At 64.2% G+C, this 24,914-nt stretch carries 15 protein-coding genes; 10 read left to right on the top strand and 5 right to left on the bottom strand.

Annotated elements, in window-relative coordinates; translation table 11 throughout:
• Window positions 1–23: 23 nt before the first annotated feature.
• From HBN54_RS06755 to HBN54_RS06740, 4 genes are all read right to left on the bottom strand, one after another.
• On the bottom strand, window positions 24–3,755 hold the full coding sequence (locus HBN54_RS06755; protein WP_168672400.1) for a hybrid sensor histidine kinase/response regulator: 3,732 nt from the start codon (window positions 3,753–3,755) through the stop codon (window positions 24–26).
• A 207-nt stretch (window positions 3,756–3,962) separates the two neighbouring features.
• Entirely contained in the window at window positions 3,963–6,023 is a 2,061-nt protein-coding gene (locus HBN54_RS06750) for an OmpA family protein (protein WP_168672398.1), read from the bottom strand.
• 154 nt (window positions 6,024–6,177) lie between these two features.
• Window positions 6,178–7,251, bottom strand: a complete 1,074-nt coding sequence (locus tag HBN54_RS06745; RefSeq protein WP_168672396.1) for a tetratricopeptide repeat protein — start codon at window positions 7,249–7,251, stop codon at window positions 6,178–6,180.
• 214 nt (window positions 7,252–7,465) lie between these two features.
• Window positions 7,466–8,506 carry an acetamidase/formamidase family protein gene (locus tag HBN54_RS06740; protein WP_168672394.1) on the bottom strand — a complete coding sequence of 347 codons (1,041 nt, stop codon included), beginning with the start codon at window positions 8,504–8,506 and terminating at the stop codon, window positions 7,466–7,468.
• 421 nt (window positions 8,507–8,927) lie between these two features.
• Between HBN54_RS06740 and moeB the strand changes: the two genes are divergently transcribed.
• On the top strand, window positions 8,928–10,031 hold the full coding sequence (moeB, locus tag HBN54_RS06735; RefSeq protein WP_168672392.1) for a molybdopterin-synthase adenylyltransferase MoeB: 1,104 nt from the start codon (window positions 8,928–8,930) through the stop codon (window positions 10,029–10,031).
• Here moeB and HBN54_RS06730 read toward each other — a convergent pair.
• A complete protein-coding gene (locus HBN54_RS06730; RefSeq protein WP_168672391.1) occupies window positions 10,028–10,636 on the bottom strand; it encodes an HD domain-containing protein in 609 nt (202 codons plus the stop codon). The two genes, moeB and HBN54_RS06730, sit on opposite strands and share 4 nt — an antisense overlap.
• A gap of 540 nt (window positions 10,637–11,176) precedes the next feature.
• Here HBN54_RS06730 and HBN54_RS23945 point away from each other — a divergent pair.
• From HBN54_RS23945 to HBN54_RS06685, 9 genes are all read left to right on the top strand, one after another.
• Window positions 11,177–13,414: an ATP-binding protein gene (locus HBN54_RS23945; protein WP_210427966.1), complete on the top strand. Its 2,238-nt coding sequence runs from the start codon at window positions 11,177–11,179 to the stop codon at window positions 13,412–13,414.
• Window positions 13,415–13,417: 3 nt separating this feature from the next.
• Window positions 13,418–15,601 (top strand): ATP-binding protein, encoded by a 2,184-nt coding sequence (locus tag HBN54_RS23940; protein ID WP_317170181.1) that lies wholly within the window; start codon window positions 13,418–13,420, stop codon window positions 15,599–15,601.
• Between the two features lie 139 nt (window positions 15,602–15,740).
• Window positions 15,741–17,135: an ATP-binding protein gene (locus HBN54_RS06715; RefSeq protein WP_235955415.1), complete on the top strand. Its 1,395-nt coding sequence runs from the start codon at window positions 15,741–15,743 to the stop codon at window positions 17,133–17,135.
• Between the two features lie 253 nt (window positions 17,136–17,388).
• Window positions 17,389–19,326: a tetratricopeptide repeat-containing sensor histidine kinase gene (locus HBN54_RS23410; RefSeq protein ID WP_235955414.1), complete on the top strand. Its 1,938-nt coding sequence runs from the start codon at window positions 17,389–17,391 to the stop codon at window positions 19,324–19,326.
• Window positions 19,327–19,390: 64 nt separating this feature from the next.
• Window positions 19,391–19,576 carry a hypothetical protein gene (locus tag HBN54_RS06705; RefSeq protein ID WP_168672390.1) on the top strand — a complete coding sequence of 62 codons (186 nt, stop codon included), beginning with the start codon at window positions 19,391–19,393 and terminating at the stop codon, window positions 19,574–19,576.
• Between the two features lie 108 nt (window positions 19,577–19,684).
• The gene (locus HBN54_RS06700; RefSeq protein WP_235955413.1) at window positions 19,685–21,121 is read left to right on the top strand and encodes a sensor histidine kinase; all 1,437 of its coding nucleotides are present in this window, start codon (window positions 19,685–19,687) and stop codon (window positions 21,119–21,121) included.
• A gap of 64 nt (window positions 21,122–21,185) precedes the next feature.
• The gene (locus HBN54_RS23195; RefSeq protein WP_210427965.1) at window positions 21,186–23,351 is read left to right on the top strand and encodes a sensor histidine kinase; all 2,166 of its coding nucleotides are present in this window, start codon (window positions 21,186–21,188) and stop codon (window positions 23,349–23,351) included.
• A 51-nt stretch (window positions 23,352–23,402) separates the two neighbouring features.
• On the top strand, window positions 23,403–23,780 hold the full coding sequence (locus HBN54_RS06690) for a response regulator (RefSeq protein WP_168672389.1): 378 nt from the start codon (window positions 23,403–23,405) through the stop codon (window positions 23,778–23,780).
• An 86-nt stretch (window positions 23,781–23,866) separates the two neighbouring features.
• Window positions 23,867–24,913 (top strand): adenylate/guanylate cyclase domain-containing protein, encoded by a 1,047-nt coding sequence (locus HBN54_RS06685; protein ID WP_168672388.1) that lies wholly within the window; start codon window positions 23,867–23,869, stop codon window positions 24,911–24,913.
• The last annotated feature ends 1 nt before the right edge of the window (window position 24,914 follow it).

The following is a 24,914-nucleotide window of genomic DNA, read 5'->3' as shown; positions in this document are numbered from 1 at the left end:
ATGTAGGGCGTACCGGTCAATTTTCAAGTTCCGGCCCGCTCCTCCAGTTGCGGGTACAGCTCGGCCAGCTGCTGGCGGATGGTGTGGAGCAACGGCTCGCAGTAGGGCAGGGCCGGGTGGCGGGCGGCACGCTCCAGCTCATCGAGCTGGGTGTGCAGCACCGGCACGCCAAAGTAGGCCACCTGGCCCTTGAGCTTGTGGGCGGTGCTTGCCAGGGCGGCGGGGTCGTGGGGGCAGGTGGCGGCCAGCAGGGCTTCCAGGGCCGGGGCTTCATTGAGGAAGGTGGTGATGATTTGGCGCAGGAAGCCTTCGTTGCCGCCGGCTAATTCTTCCAGGAGGTGCCAGTCGGGCTTGATTAGGCTTTTAAGGGTAGGAGGGTAGGAGGGTGGAAGGGTAGGAGTTTTGGGGCCTGCATCTTCAGAAGTCGCCGTGGAAGTCACTGCTTGCGCACTGAATTCGTTCCCGGTTTCCTCAATCTCATCGCCCTCCTGCCCTCCTGCCCTCCTACCCTCATACCCTAAAGTGAAGTGGGCAATGCGGGCGTAGAGCACGGCCGGCTCGAAGGGCTTGGCGAGGGTATCGTTCATGCCGGCGGCCAGGGCCAGGGCGCGGTCTTCGGGCAGCACGGAGGCCGTGAGGCCGATGATGGGCAACTGGCCGGCATCGGGGAAGTGCCGGCGGATTTCGCGGGTGGCCCCGTAGCCGTCGAGCTCGGGCATCTGCACGTCCATCAGAATGGCGTCGAAGGGCTGGGTGGCGCCGGTGATGGCCTCCACGGCCAGGCGGCCGTTTTCGGCGATGACGACCTGCACGTTCCAGGCTTCGAGGGTTTTGCGGGCCACCAGCTGGTTGAGGGCGTTGTCTTCGGCCACCAGGATGCGCAGGGCGGGCTCGAAGGGCGTGAGCAGGCCGGCGTGGGCGTCGGGGCGGGCGGCGCTGGCGTCGGCCGCTTCGTAGGGCAGCTCGAAGAAGAACTCGGAGCCGTGGCCTTCCTCGCTGGTCACGCCGAGCTGGCCGCCGTGCAGCTGCACCAGGTTGCGGGCAATGCTCAGGCCCAGGCCGGTGCCGCCAAACTCGCGGGTAGTGGAGGTGTTCGCCTGCGAAAAATCCTCGAAAATGGCTCCCAGCTTATCATTCGGGATGCCAATGCCGGTGTCGCGCACGGCGAAGCGGATGAGTGGGTTGGTGGATTGGTGGGTTTGCGAGTCCGGACCTGCTACCTCTTCCACTGTCACCGTGACGCCGCCGGTGCGCGTAAACTTGATAGCGTTGCCTACCAGATTTACCAGAATTTGGTTCAGGCGCACAGGGTCGCCGAGCACGGCGGCGGGCACGTTGTCGGCCACATTCACCGCGAAAAACAGGCCCTTGCTCTCGGTGGCAAACTTGAACATAGCCCCCAGGCGGCGCACGGCCTCGGGCAGGCGGAAGGGCACCTGCTCCAGGGTGAGCTTACCGGCCTCCATTTTGGAGCTGTCGAGGATGTCGTTGATAATCACCAGCAAATTCTGCGACGACGACTCGATGGCCGTGAGGTATTCGGCTTGCTCGGTGTTGGGTCGGGTGGCTTGCAGCAGGTTGGTAAGGCCGATAACGGCGTTCATCGGCGTGCGGATTTCGTGGCTCATGTTGGCCAGAAACTGTGCCTTGGCCCGGCGCGAAGCCTCGGCCGCGTCGCGGGCCACCACCAGGTCGGCATTCATGTCTTCGATGTGGGCTTTTTGCTGGCGCAGCTCAGTGGTGCGCTCGCGTACGGTGCGCTCCAGCACAAACTGCGTGCGGCGCAGCGTGCGCTCACGGAAGCGTATCAGCCCATAAGCCAGCCCCGCCAGCGCCAGCAGCGCCAGCGTGCGGAACCACCAGGTGCGCCAAACCGGCGTGGCCACGCCAAACGCGGCCGCTACCACCGGGCTCCACGGGCCGGCCGCACCGCGCCGCACCCGCGCCTCAAACACGTACTGGCCGGCATCGAGGCCCGGAAACTGGGCTTCGGCGGCGGGGCCGGGGTGGCTCCATTCTTCGGCGAGGCCGCGCAGGCGGTGCTGGTACATCAGCGCTTCGCCGGGGTTGAGGCTGATGCCTTGGAAGGTGAAATTCACGCGGTGGCGGGTGGCCGACAAGGTGCCCAGCGCATCGAGGGCGCGGGGCTCGCCGTCGATTTCGACTGCGGTAATAGCCAGGCCGGGCCGGCGGGCAGCCACGAGGTGGCGGGCAGCATTTACATCCACGCGCAGCAGGCCGGCGCGGGTGCTTAGCCACGCTACCGCATCGGCGCCGGGGCCGGCGGCCAGGGCAGCAGGGCCGAGGCAGTCGCGCACCAGCGGGTCGTCGGTGGCGGCGAGGGGGGTGAAGGCGTGGGTGCGGCAGTCGAGCAGCGTGAGGCCCTGGCGGTGCACCAGCAGCAGCTGCGGGCCGGCGTGGCCGGCCGTGGCGGGCAGCGGCAACAGGCCATACGCATAGTCGGAAGGCAGCTGGCTGGCGGCGGTGAGATGCTGCCACTGGCCGGAGCGCTGGCGGCAATAGATGCTCTGGCCCTCGGTGCCCACCCAGATGCGGCCGTCGGCATCCTCGGCCAGGCTGCTGGCGTCGAGGCCCACGGAGCCGAGGCGGTTGTGCATGAATTCGTCCAGCCCGGGGTCGTAGGCGGCGATGCCGGTGCCGTGCGTGGCCACCCACACGCGGCCGGTATGGTCGGCCAGCAGGGCGTAGGTGGTGTTGTGCAGCAGGCCGTTGGCGGTGGTGAAATGGCGGATGCGCAGCGAAGAGTCGGCGGGCAACAGGTAGATGCCGTCAGCGGCGGTGCCCACCCAGAGGCCGGAGCCGGGCGCGTAGGCCAGGGCCGTGACGTTGAAATCGGTGTTATTTGATAGGCCCGGGACCGCCTGCGCCGGTTGGCCGGGATTGGAAGTAGTGTAAAGCCCCGTCGAAGTGCCCACCCAGAACCCGCCGCCCAGCCGCGCCGGGCGCGGCAGCAGGGCTTTCACGGGCTCGCCGGGCAGGGGTGGAGCGAGGGCATTTCCTGCTACATAAGGAAGGGAATGATGGGGGCGCAGCTGAAAGAAACTGTTGCCACTGAAAGTGCCCCAGGCTTCTGCAATACCTTTTGCCGTCACCGTCGCCAGTGCTGGCCCCTGACCAGAGCGGACAGCCGGCTGAACTTCCATTCGCAAATGCCGGTCCGAATGCCGCAGCAGGCCCTGGCCGGCGGTGCCCAGCCAAGCATTGCCCTCGCGGTCTTCGAGCAGGCAGGTGATTTCGGTGCCGACTGGCAGGTGCAGGTGGTAGCGCCGCAGGTAGCGGCCAATGGCGGCGGTATCAACGGGCGGCGGGCCGTCGGCAGACAGGTGCAGGCCGGCGGGCACGGCACTGCGCTTGGCGGAGATGAAGGAGCCGGCGGCCGTTTTCTTCACCGAAATGCCGCCCTGGTAGTGGCCCACCCAGAGCCGGCCGGTGGCGGGCTCTTCGCGCAGCGACACCACAAAATCCTCGGCTAGTCCGTCTTTTTTGGTGAAAGTGATGAACTGCGTGCCGTCGTAGCGGATGAGGCCTTCGCCGGTGCCCAGCCAGAGGTAGCCCTGCCGGTCCTGCAGCAGTGCGTACACGAAGGCCGGGCGAAAGCCTTCGGTGGGGCCAAACTGGCGCAGATAGACCTGCTGCGCCCGGGCCGACCGCGCCCAAAACAGCAGCAACCCGAGCAGCGCCAGTAGCAGCAGCCCCAGCCGGCGCATATAGAAAAAGCGGAGAAGTAGTTTCAAGCGGAAAATGCCACCTGCCGGATTGGGCAGCGGTTTAGACGCTGCAAGGTAGACCGGGGCGTGTGGCGGCGGGCCGGGTTTACGATTATCAAAGTGCAGAACCCGACGAATACGGCGTTTTGCCCGATGTCAGCGCAAACTTTTAGCCCGCGTGTAGGTCCTTCAGGCGCGGACTAAAAGTCCCTCCGGGTACGACCGCGCCACAACTCACTTGGCGGTCACCTTGAACTCGGTGCGGCGGTTGAGCTGGCGGTTGCCTTTGCTGGTGTTGGGCACTTCGGGCTTGCTTTCGCCGTAGCCCATGGCCGTGAGGCGGGCGGCGGCGATGCCGTGCTGCGTGAGGTAACTCACCACGGCCTGGGCGCGGCGCTGGCTCAGGTCCTGGTTCATGGCGGCTTCGCCCACGTCGTCGGTGTGGCCGGCCATTTCCAGCTTCAGGGCGGGCGTTTCCGTCAGGAGCTTTTGCAGGCGCTCCAGCTCGGCGGTGCTTTCGGGACGTAGGGTGGCTTTGCCGGTATCGAAGAAAATGTTGCGCAGCACAATGGTGGTGCCGATTTCGAGCTTCTTGAGCGGAATGTCCTTCACCACTTCGGCGAAGGCCGCGCCGGCGGGCAGGTCGAAGTTTTCGGAGTGAAACAGGTAGCCGTCCTGCCGCACCACGATGCCGTAATTGGTGCCCGAGGGCAGGCTGACCAGGTAGCGGCCCGAGGTGGCGTTGCTGCGGAAGTTGGCAATGGTCTGGCCGCTGGTGTTGTCGATGAGGTCGATGGCGGCATCCACGGGCTGCTTGGTGGCGTCGTCGGTCACGGTGCCTTTCAGAATGGTGACCTGGGCCGTGGCCACTGCCACCGCCGGGGCCAGCACCGTTTGCTTGATGGGCGCGAGGCGCGAGGCCAGTAATTGGTCTTCTTCGCTCAATAAAGGCTGTTTTTCGGGCCCCAAGAAGGTGATGCGGTAGATGTCCTTTGCGCCGAGGCCGCCGGGCCGCTCGCTGCTGTAGTAGCCGTGCCGCCCCGAGGCCGAGGTTACGAAAAACACGTCGTCGTCCGGTGTATTAATTGGCCAGCCCAGGTTTTCGGGCGTGCTCCACTTGCCATTCTCCAGCACCGATTTGAAGATGTCGTAGCCACCCATCGAGTTGTGGCCTTCGGAGGAAAAATACAGCGTTTTGCCATCGGGCGCCATAAACGCGCCTTCTTCCCCATAGGCCGTATTAATGGCCGGGCCCAGGCTCACGGGCGTGTTTTTGCCGGCGAGGTCCACCTTATATATATCGGAGCCGCCCGCGCCGCCGGGCCGGTCGCTCACGAAATAGAGGTAGCGGCCATCGGGCGAGTAGCTGGCCGAGGTCTCGTGGGCGTTGGTGTTGATGCGGCTGTTGAGGCGGCGGGGCTTGTTCCAGGTGCTGCCGCTGAGGGTGGTTTCGAGCAAGTCGCCGCCGTTGGTGCCCACGTACACCAGCATGCGCTGGCCGTCGGGGGCCAGGCCCACGGTGGCGTTGTGGTCGTCGGTGTTCACGGGTGCGCCCAGGTTGGTGGCGCGGCTCCAGACCTTACCCTTCCAGGTCGATTGGTAGATGTCCTCAAAATAGCCGTCGCCCGCCGGGTCCTTCTTGCCGCCCGTCGAGCCCTCGCGGCGCGAGGTGATGAGGATGGTCGACTCATCGGCCGATACCACCGGGCCGTAGTCCGAGGCCGGCGAATTCAACTCCGGCCCGGCGTTGTCGATGAACACGCGGGTGGGGTGGGCCATCAATTGCTGGCCGTTGCGGCACTCCTGCATGCGGCGCTGCAAGTCGTTGGGCGTGATGGTGCCCGCGTCGCCGTTGCGGGTATTGCTGGCCACGGGCGGGGCCAGCTGGTATTCGGCCATGGCCTCGCGCCACTTCGCGCTCAGGTGTAGGGCGCGGGCCAGCAGGTAGTGCGTGCGTGCATCGGCGGTTGCATCCAGTTTGGCGGCCTTTTGCAGGTAGGGCAGGGCGGCGGTCTTGGTGGCCGAATTCAGGTAGCAGTCGCCGATTTTAACGTTCAGGGCCGCGTTGTTGGGGTTGAACAGCTGGGCCGCGAGGAAGTGCTGCAGGGCCTGGGCGTAGCGCGGCGGGTCGTCGCGGTAGTCGTCGTCGCCGGCTTTCAGCTCGCGGTTGGCTTCGCGCAGGCCGTCCTTGTCGTTGCTGAAATTGTCTTTGGTGAAGGCCACGCTTTGGGCCGCGGCGGGCAGAGTGGCGCTGGCGCAGAGCAGGAGGAGTAGCAGGCGATTGAGGAAAGGCATCGCAGTAATTTAGGGATAAGTGTGGCCGTCATGTCGAGCGCAGCCGAAACATCTCGCTCGAAGTCGTTGAATCGATTGGATTGCTATTGCACGCGAGATGTCTCGGCTGCGCTCGACATGACGTTCTGATTGTTGGCTCCTTGCTCGTTCTCCACTACTCCGCCGCCTCGCCCGCACAGCCGGCGGCGGCGGCGTAGCTATTGCCCACCGCAATGCCCAGCTCGGCGGCTTTGCGCCAGTCCTGGCAGGCCTCATCGGCCTGGCGGAGCATTTCGCGGGCGTGGCCCCGGTTGAGGTAGGCTTCGGCGTAGTCGGGTTTCAGCTTGAGGGCGGCGCTGGCATCGGCGGCGGCATCGGCGTATTTCTCCAGCTTGAGGTGGGCGGCGGCGCGGTTGTTCCAGGCGTAGGCGTACTTCGGGTCGAGCTGCAGGGCCTGGCTGAAATCGGCAATGGCGCCGGCGTAGTCCTTGTTTTCGAAACGGGCGCTGCCTCGGTTGTTGTAGGCCAGGGCATTGTCGGTTTTCTTCGCCAGGTAGGCGTCGTAGTCTTTCAGGGCCTGGGGCAGCTGGCCGGTGCGGCGCTCGGCGGTGGCGCGGTTCAGCAGGGCCGAGAGTAGCTCCGGCTGCAAGGCCAGGGCCTGGGTATAGTCCTGGGCGGCGGCGGCGTAGTTGCCAAGCTTCTGCTGGGCGCTGGCGCGGTCGTGGTAGGCGTAGGCCAGCTTGGGGTCGGCTTTGATGGCCCCGTCGAAATCGTCGCGGGCGGCCTGGTAGTCGCCTTTCTCGAAGCGCAGCACGGCGCGGTTGTACCAGGCCGGCGCGTAGTCAGCCCGGGCCTTCAGGGCTTCGGAATAGTCGGTTTCGGCTTCGCTGCGCTGGTTTTGGGCCTCGTGGGTTCGGCCCCGGCCGAAGTAGCCGGCGTAGTTGCCGGGCTCCAGCTTCAGGGCCTGGTCGTAGTCGGCCAGGGCGGCGGGGTACTCCTTCAGCTCGTAGCGGGTGGCGGCGCGGTTGGTGTAGGCAGCGGCGAAATCGGGCCTGGCCGCAATAGCCTGGTCGAAGCTGGCCAGCGCCGCCGGGTAGCGCTGCTCGCTGAAGCTGGTCAGGCCGCTGTTATAGGCTTTTTCGGCCAGCTGCGGGCCGGGCAGCGTGCTGGCCCGCACGGTATCGACCTGTGCCCGCCCAACCAGCGGCGCGCCCAGCAACACGAAGAAAAACAGACTCTTTTGTATCATAGCCAGATGCCAGAGCGAATGGGAAGCGTAGATGGCGAAGATATTGGATTTTTTGGTTTTGGGCTAATAAAAAAGACCGTCATGCCGAGCGCAGCCGAGGCATCTCGCGTGGGGTAGTAAATCTTAACGTCAGGATTACTACCCCACGCGAGATGCCTCGGCTGCGCTCGGCATGACGGCCAAATTCCGCTGACGTTCGCCAGAATGCCTAGTCCTACTTCGCCGCCTTCACCTTCCCAAAAATGCTCTTCGGCAAAATCATGTGGGCCCCGCGCGTGCCGTCCACTACCTGCGTCACGTCGAGGTCGCCGGCCACGCTGCAGAGCATGTAGGCATCGTCGCGGGTGAGGTGCTTTTCGGTGACTAGGAAGGCAATCATTTCGCGCACCGCGTCTTTGGCGGCGAGGGTTAAATCCTCGTTCAGGCCCATGCTGATGTAGGCGGTGGGCGTTTCGGCGCGGGGCAGGGTGAGGTGCATGTCCTTGCGCACAATGAACTGCAGCGTGCCGGTGAGGGAGGTTTCAAGCCCCGTGATATCGACTTCGCCGTTGCCCTGGCCGGCGTGGCCATCGCCCACAAAAAACAGCGCGCCCGCCGCGTGCACCGGCAGATACAGCGTGGTGCCGGCCACCAGCTCCTTGTTATCGAGGTTGCCGCCGTGGATGCCGGGCGGCGCACTGTTGATGCGGCCCGCCGCAGCCGGCGGGGCCACGCCCATGCTTCCAAAAAATGGCCGCAGCGGCACATCAATGCCCGGCAGGAAATGCGCCACCATCTGCTTCGCGTCGAGCGGAATGATGCGCATTTTGGCGTAGCCGAAATCTTCCGGAATAAAGCCGTTTTTGGGCCCGAAAGCGTTGTAGGCGTAGGGAATGGCCAGGTCGACGCGCTGAATGCGAACTTCCAGCACGTCGCCCGGCTCGGCGCCTTCCACGAAGATGGGGCCGGTGAGGATGTGCCCGCCCGGCCCTTTGTTGGTTACGTGCTCGGTGATGTCGCGCAGGGTGGGCTCGACCTGCGCGGCGGGCAGGCCCGCGCCTTCCAGCCGCGATGGCGTGGAGGTGATGAGCGTGTGCACCCGCACCGTTTCGCCGGATTTGATGCGCAGCACCGGCGGCGCGGCGGCATCATAATAGCCCCAGGCGGCAGTGGCCGGCGTGATGGGCAACTCGTGCGAGGCGGCTTTCTGGGCCTGGGCGCGGGATGACAGGCCCAGCAGCGCGGCCAGGACGAAAAACGGGAGGTAAGCTTTCATGCCGGTAAGTTCGCTCCGGGGGCGCGGTTGTTCAACCGGAAGCCTGGGCGACAGGCCGGGCGGGTGGTGGGCACGGGTTAGCCGTTGGGTGAAGTCGTCCGTGTCCGCATCGCCAAAAAGTGGGGCTGTGAGCTTAAAATAAGGTTTGGTAGGCCATTTAATTATTATGTTAAATAAAAAGCACTCGTAAAAAAGTCCGTTTTGCCAACCCGTAGTTTTGAGTACTTCGGCAAATGTAGGGCAGAGGCCCGTCCGAATGCAATGCGCTACGGTAGCGCTTGCCCAGGTAACGTCAGGACCGCAACGGCTGCCGGTGCGCCGCTCCCACCCGAGATTTGCAGAAGTATTGCGCCAATTGCGTCAGCCAACTGTTTCAGCAGGCCGACGCAATGTGCTGAAGCACGTAATTTCCGCTACCACCATGACCCCAGCCACCGCCCCGCTTTCCGCCGCCGAAACCAACCGCTACAGCCGCCACTTGCTGCTGCCCGAAATAGGCCCGGCCGGCCAGCAGAAGCTCAAAGCCGCCCGCGTGCTGGTGGTGGGCTGCGGCGGCCTGGGCTGTCCCGTGCTCCAGTACCTGGCCGCCGCCGGCGTGGGCACGCTCGGCCTGCTCGATTTTGATACCGTAGACGACAGCAACCTGCAACGCCAGGTTCTCTACGCCACCGCCGACGTGGGCCGCCCCAAAGCCGTGGTGGCCGCCGAAAAGCTGCAGGCTCAGAATCCCTTCATTGCGCTGCAGCCGCACCAGGTGGTGCTTTCGGCGGCCAATGCGCTGGCGCTGTTTGCCGAATACGACTTGGTGGTAGACTGCTCCGATAATTTTGCCACCCGCTACCTCGTCAGCGATGCGTGCGTGGTGCTGGGCAAGCCGCTGGTGTTCGGGGCCATCTTCAAGTTTGAGGGGCAGGTTTCGGTGTTCAATTACCAGGACGGTCCCACCTACCGCTGCCTGCACCCGGTGCCGCCCGCCCCCGGCGACGCCCCCAACTGCGCCGAAATTGGGGTGCTGGGCGTGTTGCCCGGCCTCATTGGCACCATGCAGGCGAATGAGGCCCTGAAAATCATCCTCGAAATAGGGGAGGTGTTGAGCGGCCGCCTGCTGCTGGTGGATGCCCTGAGCATGCGCTTCCAGACCATCCGCTTCCAGCCCGTGGCGGCCAACCGGCAGCTCACCGCGCTGGCCCCGGATTACGCGGCTTTTTGTGGCGAAGCACCCCTCGAAGTCGCCCCGGCCCGCGCCCCCGAAATATCAGCCGATGAGCTGAAGGACTGGCAGGCCAGCGGCCGGCCGCTGCAGCTGCTGGACGTGCGCGAGCCGCACGAGCACGCCCGCCGCAGCATTGGCGGGCAGCTGGTGCCGCTGGGGCAATTGGCCGCGCAATTGGCTGGCTTTGAGTCCGACGTGCCCGTGGTGGTGCATTGCGCCAGCGGCGTGCGCAGCCAAAAAGCCGCGCAGCTGCTGCTGGCCAATGGCTTTGCCGAAGTGTACTCGCTGCGCAACGGCCTGGCCGACTATTAAGCGCCGGCTACTGGGCTGGGCCAGGCCGCCAGGCGCGCCCGGATGTGCGCCAGCCGGGCCTGCTTGGGCGTGCTGCGCCGGGCCAGGGCCGTGGCCGTCCAATACCGATGGCCCGTGAGGAAATGCTCCTGCAGCTGAAACCACGCGTACTCACTGGCAATGAGCTGACGGGCCGTCAGCTCGCGGAAAAGGCTGGTGGAGATGGGCACGAAATCGGGCCGGCCGAGGTAGTCTAGGTCGGCATCGCAGAGGATTTGGGCCAGGTGGCAGCGGGGGGCCTGCGGGTACTGGGTGGCAATAATCAGGGCACAAATCAGCTCAATCTGGCCCGGCGAGTAGCCGAAGTCCGGCAGCGTGGCACGGCCCATCTCGCAGCCCCGGGTTTCGTGGCCCGCGTAGGTGTGCAGGAAGCCCGCATCGTGGTACAGGGCCGCCGTGCGGAGCAGCGCCAGGGTTTCGGCATCGGTCACGCCTTCGGCGGCGGCCAGCGTCTGGGCCGCTTGCGCCACGTCGAGGGTATGGGCCAGGCTGTGGTAGTAGAGGGTGGGGGCCAGGCCCCGGCGCAGCTCGCGCACAATAAACGCTTCGGCAGATGAGGCTCGCATAGGGAAGGGGCGAATGCGGTGAGCGAATGAAACCCGTGGGACAAGCCGACAAAAAGCGCAGGCAAAAACCAAAACCTGGCCCAATGGCAGCTGCTAATGCACTACTGCTGAGAAATTAAGAAGCTGCAATAAATTTAGATATGATTTATTACAAGGCAAAATTATTCGCTACCTTGATTGGGCATCGATTTTGGCCAGCCAATTATGAAGCAGCAGGCTAATTTCAAAAAACAGGTTTTCAGGAAGTAATATATTGAAAATTAAGTCAATATGTTCGTTCGCTGATATCTGTTAAAAGAGTAGTGGCGTAATTAATTCATCTTTGCGCAGCCAAAGAGGGCCGGCACCTCTTCGGGGTCTGTCGATGCCGTTCGGCCCGGTGGTCTGGCCGTATTTTTCACTCAGTTCCCACTCGCTTCTGCCCGCGATAATGTCCTGCCAACCCTCCTGCTTTTCGTTCCGGCCGCCTTGGCTGCGCCCAGGAATGCGGTATGGGCAGGCCACGCGCTTTCTCATCGCCGCCAAGACCCCACCTTGCTTATGAGATGGATTCTTACGGTGTTGATTTTCTGGGTAATGTGTGGGCCGGCGGTTGCCAGGCAGCCCTATTGGGAGGCCGATTATGATTCGCTGACCCGTGCCCTGCCGCAGCAAACGTCTGACACGGCCCGCCTGCGGGTGGTGCAGCACCTGCTAGACCTGCACCCCACCAACGTGCAGGCCCTGCCGCTGCTCGACCAGCTGCTGCGGCTGAACCAGCAGCTACAGCTGGTGGAGGCGGCCCCTTACCGGCACCTGCGCAACGGCCTGGTGCTGTGGCAGCAAGGTGGCGCCGATGCGGCCGCCCTGGATACCATGAAGGTAGCCGTGACGGAATTTGACCGCCTGGGCCGGCCCATTCCGTGGCTGCTGATTGACCTGGTGACGCTCTACAACCGGCTGAACCGCATGGATGCCCGCAAGCGCTACTACGAGCAAAAGCTGGCCTACTACCGGGTGCACAACGCCACCGAGAACATCGCCGCCTGCTACGTGTCGCAGGGCGGCTACTACCGGCGCATGGGCGACTACAACCGGACCCTGAACAGCGTGCTGCGCGCCGCCGACCTGGTGCGCACCTACGACCGGCTACTCTACCTGCGTGAGCTGCTGGTGGCCGGGGCCGTGTACGCCGACTGGGGCAACCGCGCCAAGGCCGTGCAGTACCTGGGCCAGGCCCTGCGCCTGCCGGAGTTTCGGCGCATCCAAGGCATGGAGCGGGTATTTACTTTTCTGGCTTTGTCGCGCCTCTACGCCGAGGGCGACCACCCCGCCACCGCCCTGCGCATGGTGGATTCGGTACTGACCACCCACAGCGGCGATGCCAATGAGCGCAAGCTCAGCCAGGCCTACGCGCTGGTGCAAAAGGGCCAGGTGCTGCTGCAAATGCAGCGGGTAGCGCCGGCGGGCCAGCTCCTGAAGCAGGCGCAGCAGCTCGACGATTCGCTGCACATCCCCATGTCGGGCAAGCCGGGCGAGTTTGAGTTGGACGCCGCCTGGGCCCGGTACTACACAGCCCGGCACGACGATGCCCGCGCCGAAAAGCACTGGCTGCAGGCTTACCGCAAAGCCACGGCCGCCCGCGTTGAGCGCCTGCGGCCCGAATACCTGAAGCAGCTCATCGCCTTCTACGACGACCGCAACCGGCCGGCCGAGGCCCAGCGCTACTCCCGCGCCTACATTGCCCTCACCGATACACTCAATGCGGCCCAGAACACGTTTCATGTGGCGCAGTACGAAAGCGAGCGGCTGGAGCAAACCCAGAACGCCCGGATTACCAGCCTGCAACAGGACCAGGCGGTGCAGGCCGTGCGCCTGCGCCTGGGCCAGTGGCTGCTGCTGGGCGCCCTGCTCACGGTGCTGCTGGTGTCGGCCCTGGGCGTGTTTATCTACCGCCAGCTGCAGGTGAACCGGCGTACCCTGGACCAGCTGCGCCAAACGCAGAGCCAGCTGGTGCAGGCCGAGAAAATGGCTTTTCTGGGCGAGCTCACGGCCGGCATTGCCCACGAGCTGCAAAACCCGCTCAACTTCATGAAAAACTTCGCCGAAGTCAGCACCGACCTCGTCGATGGCATGAACCCGCAGCGCAACGGCCACGTGCCGGTGCTGGAAACCGAGATTCTGGCCGGCCTAAAGCAAAACCTCCAGCAAATCAGCCAGCACGGGCAGCGGGCGTCGTCCATCATCAAGGACATGCTGGAGCACTCGCGCTCCGGTACCGGCGAGTGCGTGCCCGGCGACCTGAACGCGCTTGCCGCCGACTCGCTGGCGCTGGCCTACCAGGGCCTGCGCACCACCGATAAAGATTTTTACGCCACCCTGAGCAAGGAGCTCGACCCCCGCCTGGAGCCGGTGGTGATGGTGACGCAGGACATGGGCCGCGTGCTGCTGAACCTGTGCACCAACGCCCTGCACGCCGTGCGCCAGCGCCAGCGCGACCTGGCGCAGCCGGGAGCCGGCGGGCCGGCCAACTACCAGCCCACCGTGACGGTGCGCACCCGCCGCTCTGCCGATAGCCCGGTGGTGGAAATTCTGATTGCTGACAATGGCACGGGCATGTCGCGCCAGGTACGGGAAAAAATCTTCCAGCCCTTCTTCACCACCAAGCCGCCCGGCGAAGGCACCGGCCTGGGCTTGTCGCTGAGCTATGACATCGTGACCAAGGGCCACGGCGGCACCCTCACCGTGGAAACCCGCGAGGGCGAAGGCACCGAATTCCTTATCACCCTGCCCGCCTAAGCCGTGGAGAAGCCAGCTAACCGGACGAGTGGCGGTGCCGCCACCTGCTGGGCCCCCGGCCTATGCCGCGCGGTGCGGCAGTGGAGCCTGCGCGGGGCCATAGCCGGCGGGCTGCTGCTGAGCGGCTACCTGCCCGTGCATGCCCAAGCCCACACCACCGACCGCCTGCGAGCCGAAGTACGCGCCCACCCCCAGCCCGATTCCGGGCGCGTCAATCGCCTCAACGCCCTGGCCCTGGAGCAGCGCAACAATGCCCCCGATGAGTCGGCCATCCTGTTTGAGGAATCGCGCCAGCTGGCGCAGCTGCTGGGCTACACCGCCGGCGCGGCCGAGGCCGAGCTGGGCCTGGGCTTCTACCACCGCCACCGCGGCGAGTACATCCTGGCCGAAAGCTTTTCGGAGCAGGCCCGGCACGACTTCGAGCTGGGCGGCGACCTGCTGGGGCAAACCCGTAGCCTCTACAACCAGTCGAGCGTGTACTCGGAGCAGGGCCTGTATGCCAGGTCGTTGCAGGTAAACCTGCGCGGCCTGGCCCTGGCCAAAGCGGCTCGTAGTGAGAAGTGGCTGGCCTTTCTCAATACCCAGCTGGGCATCACCAGCACCTACCTGCACGAGTATGGCAATGCCCTGCGCTACCTCACGCAGGGCCTGAGCTGGGCCAAGCGCTCGGGCGACCAGAACGGCATTGGCCACGCCTACACCGGGCTGGGCAACCTCTACCGTGCCCAGGGCCAATGGGCGGCGGCCCAGCGCAGCTACGAGCAGGATGCCAACGTATTGCGGCAGACCAGGGACGAAGCGGGGCTGGTTTTTGAGGAAATTAATATTGGCGATATGCAGGAGCGGCAGGGTCACTATGCCGACGCTTTGGCCAGTATTCGCCGGAGCCTGCGGCGCGCCCACCGCCTGCAGGCGCCGAGCGAAGTGCCCCGGGCCCAGCTGGTGCTGGCCCGCACGCTGCTGCACACCGGCCACCCCGATAGTGCCATGGTATATGCCCTGCGGAGCTTGCAGACCACGCGCCGCAGCGGGGACCGGAAATACAGCCGCGACGCCAGCCAGATACTGGCGCAGGCCTCGGCCCGGCTCGGCAATTTCGCGGCGGCTTACCGGTACGAGGAACTGTTTGGCGCTTACCGCGACAGCCTCAACAGCAGCGACCTGCAGCGGCAGGCCGCCGTGCTGGAGTACCGCGCCGAGCTGGCCAAGAAGCAGGCCCAGATTGGGCTGCTCACCAGCAACAGCCGGCTCATTCAATCCCAGAACCGCCAGCAGGGCTGGCTGCTGCTGGCCGCCCTGCTGGGCCTGGGGGCCGTGGGCACCCTCAGCGCCGTGCTCTGGCGCAACAACCGCGAAAAGCAGCGGGCCTACGCCCTGCTCAAGCACCAGCAGGACGAGCTGCACGCCGCCCAGAGCCAGCTGGTAGCGGCCGAGAAATGGGCTTTCGTGGGCGAGCTTTCGGCCGGCATTGCCCACGAGCTGCAGAATCCGCTGGCGTTCATGAAAAACTTTGCCGATGTGAGCGTGGGCCTGCTCGACCACGGCCCCGCCGCGCAGCCCGCCGGCCTGGAACAGGAAATTATGGCCGGCCTGAAGCAGAACCTGCTCAAAATCAGTCAGCAGGGCCAGCGGGCTTCCGCCATCATCACCGACATGCTGGCCCATGCCCGCACCGGCGCGGGGCCACGCGTGCCCACCGAGCTCAATGCCCTGGTGGCCGAGGCGCTGGCGCTGGCCTACCAGGGCCTGCGCGTGCAGGACGCCGCCTTCCACGCCACGCTGGTGCAGGACTTTGCCCCCAATCTGGGGCTGGTAGCCGTGGTGCCCTCCGACCTCACCCGCGTGCTGGTGAACCTGTGCACCAATGCCCTGCACGCCGTGCGCCAGCAGGCCGGGGCCGCCGAGGCGGCCTACCAGCCCACCGTAACGGTAGGGACGCGCCAGACCGCCGCTGGCACCGTCGAAATTACCGTGCACGACAACGGCACGGGAATGTCGGCGCAGGTGCGGGAAAAAATCTTTCAGCCCTTCTTCACCACCAAGCCGATGGGCGAGGGCACGGGCCTGGGCCTGTCGCTCAGCCACGAGATTGTGACCAAGGGCCACGGCGGCACCCTGGCCGTAGAAAGCGAGGAGGGCAAAGGCACCGAATTCATCATCAGTCTGCCAACTGGCGGCAAAGCCTAACGGCGGGGGTAGTACATTTCAGCCGTTTGGGCGGGGCCGAAAACGGGCCGGGGGAAAAATTCAGCCGCACTGCCCAACTTTGCGGTGGCCCGCGCGCCGTTTCTCTGCTCTACTTTCTTGCTTCTGCGCTTCTTCCCCTATGGCTCACTCGGCTGGTTACGGCGACCTTTTTTACCTGGCTCCGATGGCGTATGGCATCATGCGCGGCCTGAGCCGGTTTCTGGACCTGCCGCAGCGGCTGCCCCGCTGGCACCGGGCCCTAAACTATATCTGGGTGCCGGCGGCGGCGTTTCTGGTCATTTCGGTGGCGCTCAGGTTTAAGTCGCCGATGCTGGGCGATGTGTACTGGCTGCTGGTATTGTTTGCGCTGCTGGGGGTGCTGCTGGCCGTGCGGCACTACCGACCGGCGCGCACGCTGCTGTTTGCCACGGCCCCGTTTGTGGTCTACAAAGTGCTCGAAATCATCATTGAAGACTCCGATGGTAAGATTCCCAAGAGCTTCGACGCCTTCCTTGATACGACGCAGGGCTTTGTCATTATCTGGCTGATTACGTTTGTTTTCATTGCCCGCAGCCAGAAAAAGCAGCTCGAAAAAGAGCGGGTGCTGCGCGAAGAAGAAGAAAAAGCCAAGCGCCTCATCGAGGCGCAGAACGTGGAGCTGGAACGCCTGGTGGCCGAGCGCACCGCCGCCCTCACGCAGCAGGCCCAGGAACTGAGCGGGGCCCTGGTAGAGCTGCGCACCACCCAGGCCCAGCTGGTGCAGTCCGAAAAAATGGCCAGCCTGGGCGAGCTCACCGCCGGCATTGCCCACGAGATTCAGAACCCGCTCAACTTTGTGAACAACTTTGCCGACGTGAGCGCCGAGCTCATCACCGAGCTGGAGGAGGAGAAGCAAAAGCCCGACCGCGACCTGGACCTGGAAGCCGAGTTGCTGGCCGACCTCAAGCAGAACCTGCTCAAAATCAGCCAGCACGGCGGGCGGGCGGCCAGCATTGTGCGGGGCATGCTGGAGCACTCGCGCACCAGCTCCGGCGAGCGCACCCCCACCAACCTCAACCAACTGGCCGACGAGTACCTGCGCCTGGCCTACCACGGCCTGCGCGCCAAGGACAAAACCTTCAACGCCACGCTCAAGCCCGATTTCGACCCCGCCCTGCCGCCCGTCGAAGTCATTGCCCAGGACCTGGGCCGGGTGTTGCTCAACCTGCTCAGCAACGCGTTTTATGCCGTGCGCCAGCGCCAGCAGCGCGGCGAGGCCGGCTACGCGCCCACCGTGGGCATCAGCACCCGGCGGGTGGGTGAGAAAGTGGAAATCCGGGTGCGCGACAACGGCCAGGGCATTCCCGAAGCCGTGCGGGCCAAAATATTCCAGCCCTTTTTCACCACCAAGCCCACCGGCGAGGGCACCGGCCTGGGCCTGTCGCTGAGCTATGATATTGTGACGCAGGGCCACGGCGGCACGCTCTCCCTCACATCGCAGGAGGGCAGCTTTACCGAGTTTCTGATTAGCTTGCCTATTAATCAAGCTGGCTGATTACTGGCAATGCCCCGGCCCACCCTTGCCCGGCACGCCAACTGCTGCGCTCCGCTCTTTTCTGGTTCTACCATCTATTCTACTGTTAAGCCACTGAACCATTGGGTGTAGTTGGCAGTTATGGCGGAGCTTTGGCCGGCTGCCTGGCAAACAGGGACCGGCTTTATCATTCGCTTACTTCTTCCTTAGAACCAATTCGTTGATTTCTATTATTACCCGGATTTCAGCTTTCCGTAGGCTTGGCTGGCTGGGCATGTTGGTTGTGCTGCTGGCTGGCCCGAAGCCGGTGATGGCCGGAGTGCCGTCGCCGGGAGTGGCCGTGGACAGCCTGCGCCACCTGCTGGCGCTGCCCCAAACCGACTTCGACCGCGTGACGCTGCTTTGCCAAATCAGCGACCAGCTCTGGACCCAGCACACCGACTCGGCCGCCGTGTATGCCAACAAGGCGCTGGCCCTGGCCCGCCGCATCCGGTACCGGCAGGGCGAGGGCGCGGCCCTCAACCGCCTGGGGGCCGCCCTGCGCGAAAGCAATCTGGCGCGCTCGCTGGAGGTATTCCAGCAGTCGCTGCACATTGCCGAAACCACCCACGACCAAGGCCTGATAGCCCAGAACCTGCGCAGCATTGGCATCATCTACGTGTACCTGCGCGACAAGCGCCAGGGCCTGGCCTACTACTTCCGGGCCCTGAAAATAGGCGAGCAGCTGCACGACGAGCACCGGATAGTGATTGAGCTGAGCAACATCGGGCTGGCGTATGACTTGTTCGGCCAGCTCGATTCGGCCCGGATTTTTCAGGAGCGCGCCTATGCCCTGGCCCGCCGCCTGCACACGCCCACCAACTACATTCTGTACGGCCTGGGCAACGTGGCCCGCAAGAGCGGCCAGGTGGCGCAGGCGCGCACGTTCTACCACCAAAGCATTGCCGAATCGAAGAAGGTGCAGCACCTGCGCAGCCTCAACTTTGCCTACGTGGGCCTGGCCCAGCTCTACCAGCTAACCGGCCAGGCCGATTCCAGCATCTATTACGCCCGGCTGGGCTGCCAGGCGGCCCAGAACAATGGTTTTCTGCGCGGCGTGCTCAACGCCAGCACGCTGCTCACCCAGGATTTTAAGCGCCGTGGCCGCCCCGATAGCGCCCTCAAGTACCAGAGCCTCATGCTAGTGATGCAGGACACGCTGTTTGGCCAGGAGAAGGTGATGCGCCTGCAAAGCCTCAACTACCGCGAGCAGCAGCGCACGCAGGAAGTGGCCGCCAGCCAGGCCGCGCTCCGGGCCCGCTACCGCACCGCCGCGCTGGTGGCCGGGCTGGTGGGGCTGCTGGTGCTGGCCATTATTCTGGCCCGGCACGGCCGCCAGCAGCGGCGCGCCCGCATGGCGCTGGAGGAGTCGCTGGCCGAGCTCAAAACCGCCCAGGACCAGCTGGTGCAGCGCGAGAAAATGGCCTTCCTTGGCGAGCTCACGGCCGGCATTGCCCACGAGCTGCAAAACCCGCTCAACTTCGTGAAGAACTTCGCCGAAGTGAGCACTGAGTTGGTCGACGAAATCAACGGCGACCCCCACAACCCCGCCCGCGACACCACCCTGGAGCGCGAAATTCTGGATGGCCTGAAGCAGAACCTGCAGCAAATCAGCCAGCACGGGCAGCGGGCCACGTCCATCATCAAGGGCATGCTGGAGCACTCCCGCACCGGCAGCGGCCAGCGCGAGCCCACCAACCTCAACACCCTCATCGAGGAAAGCCTGCGCCTGGCCTACCAGGGCCTGCGCACAAAGGACAAAGATTTTAACGCCGAGCTTATCACCCAGCTCGACCCCGCCCTGCCGCCGATGTCGGTGGTGCCGCAAGACCTGAGCCGGGTCCTCATCAACCTGTTTACCAACGCCTTTCATGCCGCGCAGCAGCGCCAGCGCCGCCACGCCGGTCCCGGGTACCAGCCGGCCCTCACGGTGAGCAGCCGGGTGGTGGCGCAACAGGTCGAAATCAGCATTCGCGACAATGGCACGGGCATGTCTGACAAGGTGAAAGCCAAAATATTCCAGCCCTTCTTCACCACCAAGCCCGTGGGCGAGGGCACGGGCCTGGGCCTGTCCATGAGCCACGAAATAGTGACCAAGGGCCACGGCGGTACCCTCACCGTGGAAAGCCGCGAAGGCGAAGGCACCGAATTCGTGATTAGCTTGCCGGGGTGAATGCCAATTTTAACCGGGAATAATTCTGACTACCAGCAGTAGTTCGCTGCGTGGTGATTCGCTGTTGCCTAAGCGCTACATTCTGCTGCTCGCGGCCCTGGGGCTGCTTTTTGGGGTTGCCACGGCCGCGCCGCTGCCGGCCGATACTATCCGCATCGAACGCCTGCCCGAAAGCGGCCAGCTGATTCCGCTGTACGAGAACTGGACCATCCGGGCGGGGGGGCACTACCAGCTGGCCCCCGACTGGTAGGGCCTGCCGCGCTACATTTACCTGGCCGAGGCCCTGTTGCAACTCGCGCTGGGTGCCGCTGGCCATGCTGCTGGCCTACCTCATTGCCTTTCCCATTGCCGGGTAACCATGTTTGCCAACCTCACCGACTACTTCATTCCCGCCGACTTTGCCGGTAGTCCCGACCTACGGCGGCGGGTGCGTATCATTCTCAATACCGTGCTTCTGACGAGCCTGTTCTCGCTCAACTTCATGGGGCTGTGCTGGTGGGCCAGTCTGATGCCCGGTTTCTACGTGCTGCTGTTCGGGGCCGTCAGCTTTGTGCTGCTGCCGCTTGGCTACCGCGCCGGTTGGTATTCGCACGTCGTGCTGGGCTACTTGTTTCTCTTCATCGGCTACCTCACGGTGGTGGTGAACTCGGCGTATCAGGGCGGCTACTACGCGGCCACTACCTGGTGGCTGGGGCTGTGCAGCGTGATGGGCTTCTTTCTGCTGGGCCGCCGGGCCGGGCTGATTTCTTTTGGCGTGGCCCTGGCCACGGTACTGGTTTTTTGGGCGCTGGAGCAGCAGCACTATGTGTTTCCGAACCTGGTGCCCGCCGACAAGGCTCAGTTCTGGCACCTCGACATTCTGGCCGGGCTGATGCTGCTTTTGCTGGTGGTGGCGCTGGTATTTGATAACATCAACACCCACTCGCTGCGCACCGTAGAGGCCCAGAATACCCTGCTCTCGGAGCGCACCGCCCAGCTCGAACAGTCGCTGGCCGACCTGCAGGCCACCCAGGCCCAGTTGGTGCAGCGCGAAAAAATGGCGTTTCTGGGCGAGCTCACGGCCGGCATCGCCCACGAGCTGCAAAACCCGCTCAACTTCATGAAAAACTTCGCCGAGGTGAGCACCAACCTTGTCGACGATATCGGCGGCACCCACCCTGGCGGTACTCCCCGCGCCACCGGCTTGGAGGGCGAAATCCTGGCCGGGCTCAAGCAGAACCTGCGCGAAATCAGCCAGCACGGGCAGCGGGCCACGGCCATCATCAAGGGCATGCTGGAGCACTCGCGCACCGGCACCGGCCAGCGCGTGCCCACTCCGCTCAACCCCCTGGTCGAGGACAGCCTGCGCCTGGCCTACCAGGGCCTGCGGGCCAAAGACAGGGACTTCAGCGCCAAGCTCACCACCACGCTCGCGCCGGGCCTGCCCCTGGTAGTGGTGGTGCCGCAGGACCTGAGCCGCGTGCTTATCAACCTGCTCACCAACGCCTTCTACGCCGTGCAGCAGCGCCAGCGCCAGCTGCCCGCCCCGGCCGGCTACCGCCCCGAGGTAACGGTGCAGACCAGCGCCGGGCCAGGCGGCGTCGAAATCCGCATCTTCGACAACGGCACGGGCATGAGCCCGAAGGTGCAGGCCAAAATCTTCCAGCCCTTCTTCACTACCAAGCCCGTGGGCGAGGGCACGGGCCTGGGTTTGTCGCTTTCGCACGACATCATCACCACCGGCCACGGCGGCACGCTGGCCGTGGAAAGCCGCGAGGGCCAGGGCACGGAATTCGTGCTTAGATTGCCGGCCTAAAAGCCGATTTCTTCCCGGATTATTTCTACCCACGAGCTTATAGGCTGCGCGGGCCGCTTTGCCTATGCGCTACGTTCTACTGCCCGCGGCCCTGGGGCTGCTTTTCGGGGTTGCTACGGCCGCGCCGCTACCGGCCGATACGGCTGTACTCCGCATCGACCGTCTGCCCGCCGCCGGCCTGCTGCTGCAAAAGGGCTGGCGCTACCACGCCGGCGACGACCCCGCCTGGGCCCGGCCCGACTTCGACGATAGCGGCTGGAACACCGTTACTGTGAGCCGCGACGGACAGCCGCTGCCGGCCCGCGCTTTGGCTGGCAGCGGCTGGTTTCGGCTGCGCCTGCGGTTGGGCGACAGCTTGCGCCAGCAAGCCCTGGGGCTCCAAACGGAACCGGTATTGGCTGGCTTCGATGTATTCAGCAACGGCCGGCGCATCGGAAGCTACGGTACCTACAGCCCCGACCCGGCCCGGGTGCGGACCGGCAGCCCCTCCGCCCCGCCGCTGGACTTGCGCCCTTCGGCAGCCGGCGAACTGGTGCTGGCCGTGCGCTATGCTCCCCGGCAACCTACGCCTTGGCTGCGCGCCTACTTGGCCCAAAGCAAGCTGTGCGACCTGCGGCTGCGGCTGCGTGAACTGGCGCCGATTCGGCAGGAGTATACCGACAACAGCCGTGCCGCTGCTGTTTATGCCGGCATGGCCGGCATTTTTCTGCTGCTGGGCTTGCTACACCTGGTCTTTTACCGCTACAACCGCACGCAGCCCGCCAACCGCTACTTTGCCTATTACGCGCTGGGCACGGCCATTTCGGCCTTGCTCACCACTTACTGGTTTTCGGCCTCCGTAGAGGAAGATGCTGTTGCGTATGGCGTGGCCATGATTGGGCTGCTTCTGGGGGCCCTGTACTCGCTCCGGGCGCTATATGCCTTGTTCGAGGTGCGCCCCGGCTGGCTATACAAAATATTGGGTGCGAGCGCAATACCCGTGGTGCTGCTGATGACTGGCGAAAGAATGCGGAGTGAGCCAACCGGCCTCCTGTGCTACATCGGGTTTATGGTTGTGCTTACCCTCGACCAATTGTGGCTTATCGGGCGGGCCCTGCGGCAGCGGCGGCGCGGGGCCGGGCTGCTGGGGAGCGGTTTTGCGTCGGGAATAATATTGCTGGCCGCCATTTTTACGAATTTGTATTTGATACGCCAGATGCCAGCGCTGGTGGCTCTGCTGACCACGTTGGCTTTTGTATTGCCCGCGCTGGGCATCTCACTCTACCTGGCCCGCGAATTTGCCCTAGATGCGCAGTTGCTGCAAGTCAAGCTGGGCGAAGTCGAACATCTATCAGCCCAAACCCTGGCCCAGGAACAGGAGAAGCAAACGCTGCTTGCCGCCCAGAACGATACGCTGGAACACCAAGTAGCCGAGCGCACCGGCGAGCTGCAACGCTCCCTCACCGACCTGCGCGCCACGCAGGCTCAGCTGATTCAAAAGGAAAAGATGGCCAGCCTGGGCGAACTCACCGCCGGCATCGCCCACGAAATTCAGAACCCCTTGAACTTCGTCAACAACTTCTCAGAAGTAAGCACCGAACTCGTGGCCGAGTTGAAGGAAGCCCAGGCCGCCGGCGACGCAGAAGAAGTGACGGCGCTGGCCGACGACCTAGCGCAGAACCTGGGCAAAATCAGCCACCACGGGCGGCGGGCGGCGGCCATCGTGCGCGGCATGCTGGAGCACTCGCGCACCAGCACCGGCGAGCGGGCCCCTACGGACCTCAACCAACTCTGCGACGAGTACCTGCGCCTGGCCTACCAGGGCCTGCGGGCCAAAGACAAATCCTTCAACGCCACGCTGAAAACCGATTTTGCGTCGGGCCTGCCGTTGGTGGAGGCTGCCGGGGCGGATGTGGGCCGGGTGCTGCTCAACCTGTTCGGTAATGCCTTTTATGCGGTGCAAAAGCGCCAGCAGGTGGGCGAGGCCGGCTACCAGCCCACGGTTTCGGTGAGCACCAAGAGGGCGGGGGAGCAAGTGGAAATTCAGGTTTCCGACAACGGCACGGGAATTCCTGCCGATGTCCGGGCCAAAATCTTCCAGCCTTTTTTCACCACCAAGCCCACGGGCGAGGGTACGGGCCTGGGCCTGTCGCTGAGCTACGACATCATCACCAAAGCCCACGGCGGCACGCTGGCCGTGGCGAGCCAGCCCGGCCAGGGTACCGAATTTATTATCGGCCTGCCCGCCTAAGCCGGGCCGTAGCCTACCTTTGGCCCCGACTACTTTTCCAGCCTCCGCCCCATGCAAATTCTGGTTGTTGACGATGAAACCGATGTGCGCGACCTGTTTTTGCAGCGCTTCCGCCGCGAAATCCGCAACGGCGAGATGAGCTTCAGCTTCGCCTTTTCGGGCGAGGAAGCTCTGACGTATCTGCGCGCCCACCAATCCGAGGTGCTCATCATCCTCTCCGACATCAACATGCCCGGCATGAGCGGCCTCGACCTGCTCAGCCACGTCAAGGAGGAGTTTGAGATGCCGCCCACCACCATGATGATGATTACGGCCTACGGCGACAATGCCAGCTACCAGCAGGCCATGAGCCTGGGGGCCAATGATTTCCTGACCAAGCCCGTCGATTTTGCCGTGCTCAAGGAAAAGCTTCAGCACCTGCTACCCTAAGCCAACGTAGAAAGGGGAGCGGTAATCTGAGCGCCATCCTTTTCTGACGTATTTTCGTCCAACTATTCGGCCTTCTGCCAACCCCTATGAAAACCAAAATTCTGGTGGTCGATGACGAAGCCGACCTCGAACTGCTTATCAAGCAGAAGTTTCGGCGCAAAATCCGGGAGAGTACCTACGAGTTTGTCTTCGCCACCAACGGCCAGGAAGCCCTCGACCGCATCCTCGAAAACCCGGATACCGACGTCATTCTCTCTGACATCAACATGCCGGTGATGGATGGCCTCACCCTGCTCACGCGCACCCACACCGAACACCCGGCCATGAAAACGGTCATCGTATCGGCCTACGGCGACATGGGCAACCTGCGCATCGCCATGAACCGGGGCGCGTTCGATTTCGTAGTGAAGCCCGTCGATTTTGCCGACCTGGAGCTCACCATCGAAAAAACCGCCGAGCAGGTGCGCCAGCTGCGCGACACGCTCCGCGCCATCCAGGAAAACAACATCCTGAAGATGTACGTCGATGAAACCGTGCTCAATTTCATGACGCGGCCCGACTTCGAAAACCGCCTCCTGGCCTCCGAAACCGTGGAAGCCACGGTGATTTTCCTCGATATCTGCGGCTTCACCTCGCTGGCCGAAAAGCTGCCGCCCACCGACGTGGTCGGCCTGCTGAATACTTATTTCGACTTGGTGGTGAAGGAATTCATTGCTCAGGGCGGCCACGTCGATAAGTTTATGGGCGATGCCGTGATGGCCGTATTCCGGGGCGAGCACCACCTTGACCGCGCCATCGACGCGGCCCTTTCGGCCCGCACCGCGCTCCAGCAAAGCCAGGCCCCGCTGCCCCCGGGTTTCGACTATCGCCCCAAAGTGAGCATCGGCGTGAATACCGGCGAAGTCGTGTCCGGTAACATCGGCTCCGCCTCCCTCAAACGCCTGGATTATACTGTGATTGGCGATGTCGTGAATATGTCGCAGCGCCTGCAGTCGGCTGCTAAAGCCGGCCAGGTTATCATCAGCGAAGCCGTGTACTTTAAGGTGAAAGAGTCCTTTCACTGCCAGTATGTTGATGAGGTTGTGCTCAAGAACAAGGCCCTGCCCGTGAAGATTTACGAAGTGATGGAGTAGC

This window comes from Hymenobacter artigasi (assembly GCF_012275535.1).
In the GTDB taxonomy this organism is placed as follows: Bacteria; Bacteroidota; Bacteroidia; order Cytophagales; family Hymenobacteraceae; genus Hymenobacter; species Hymenobacter artigasi.
The sequence above is the reverse complement of the archived record's forward strand: the minus strand, read 5'-3'. Positions and strand labels throughout refer to the sequence as shown.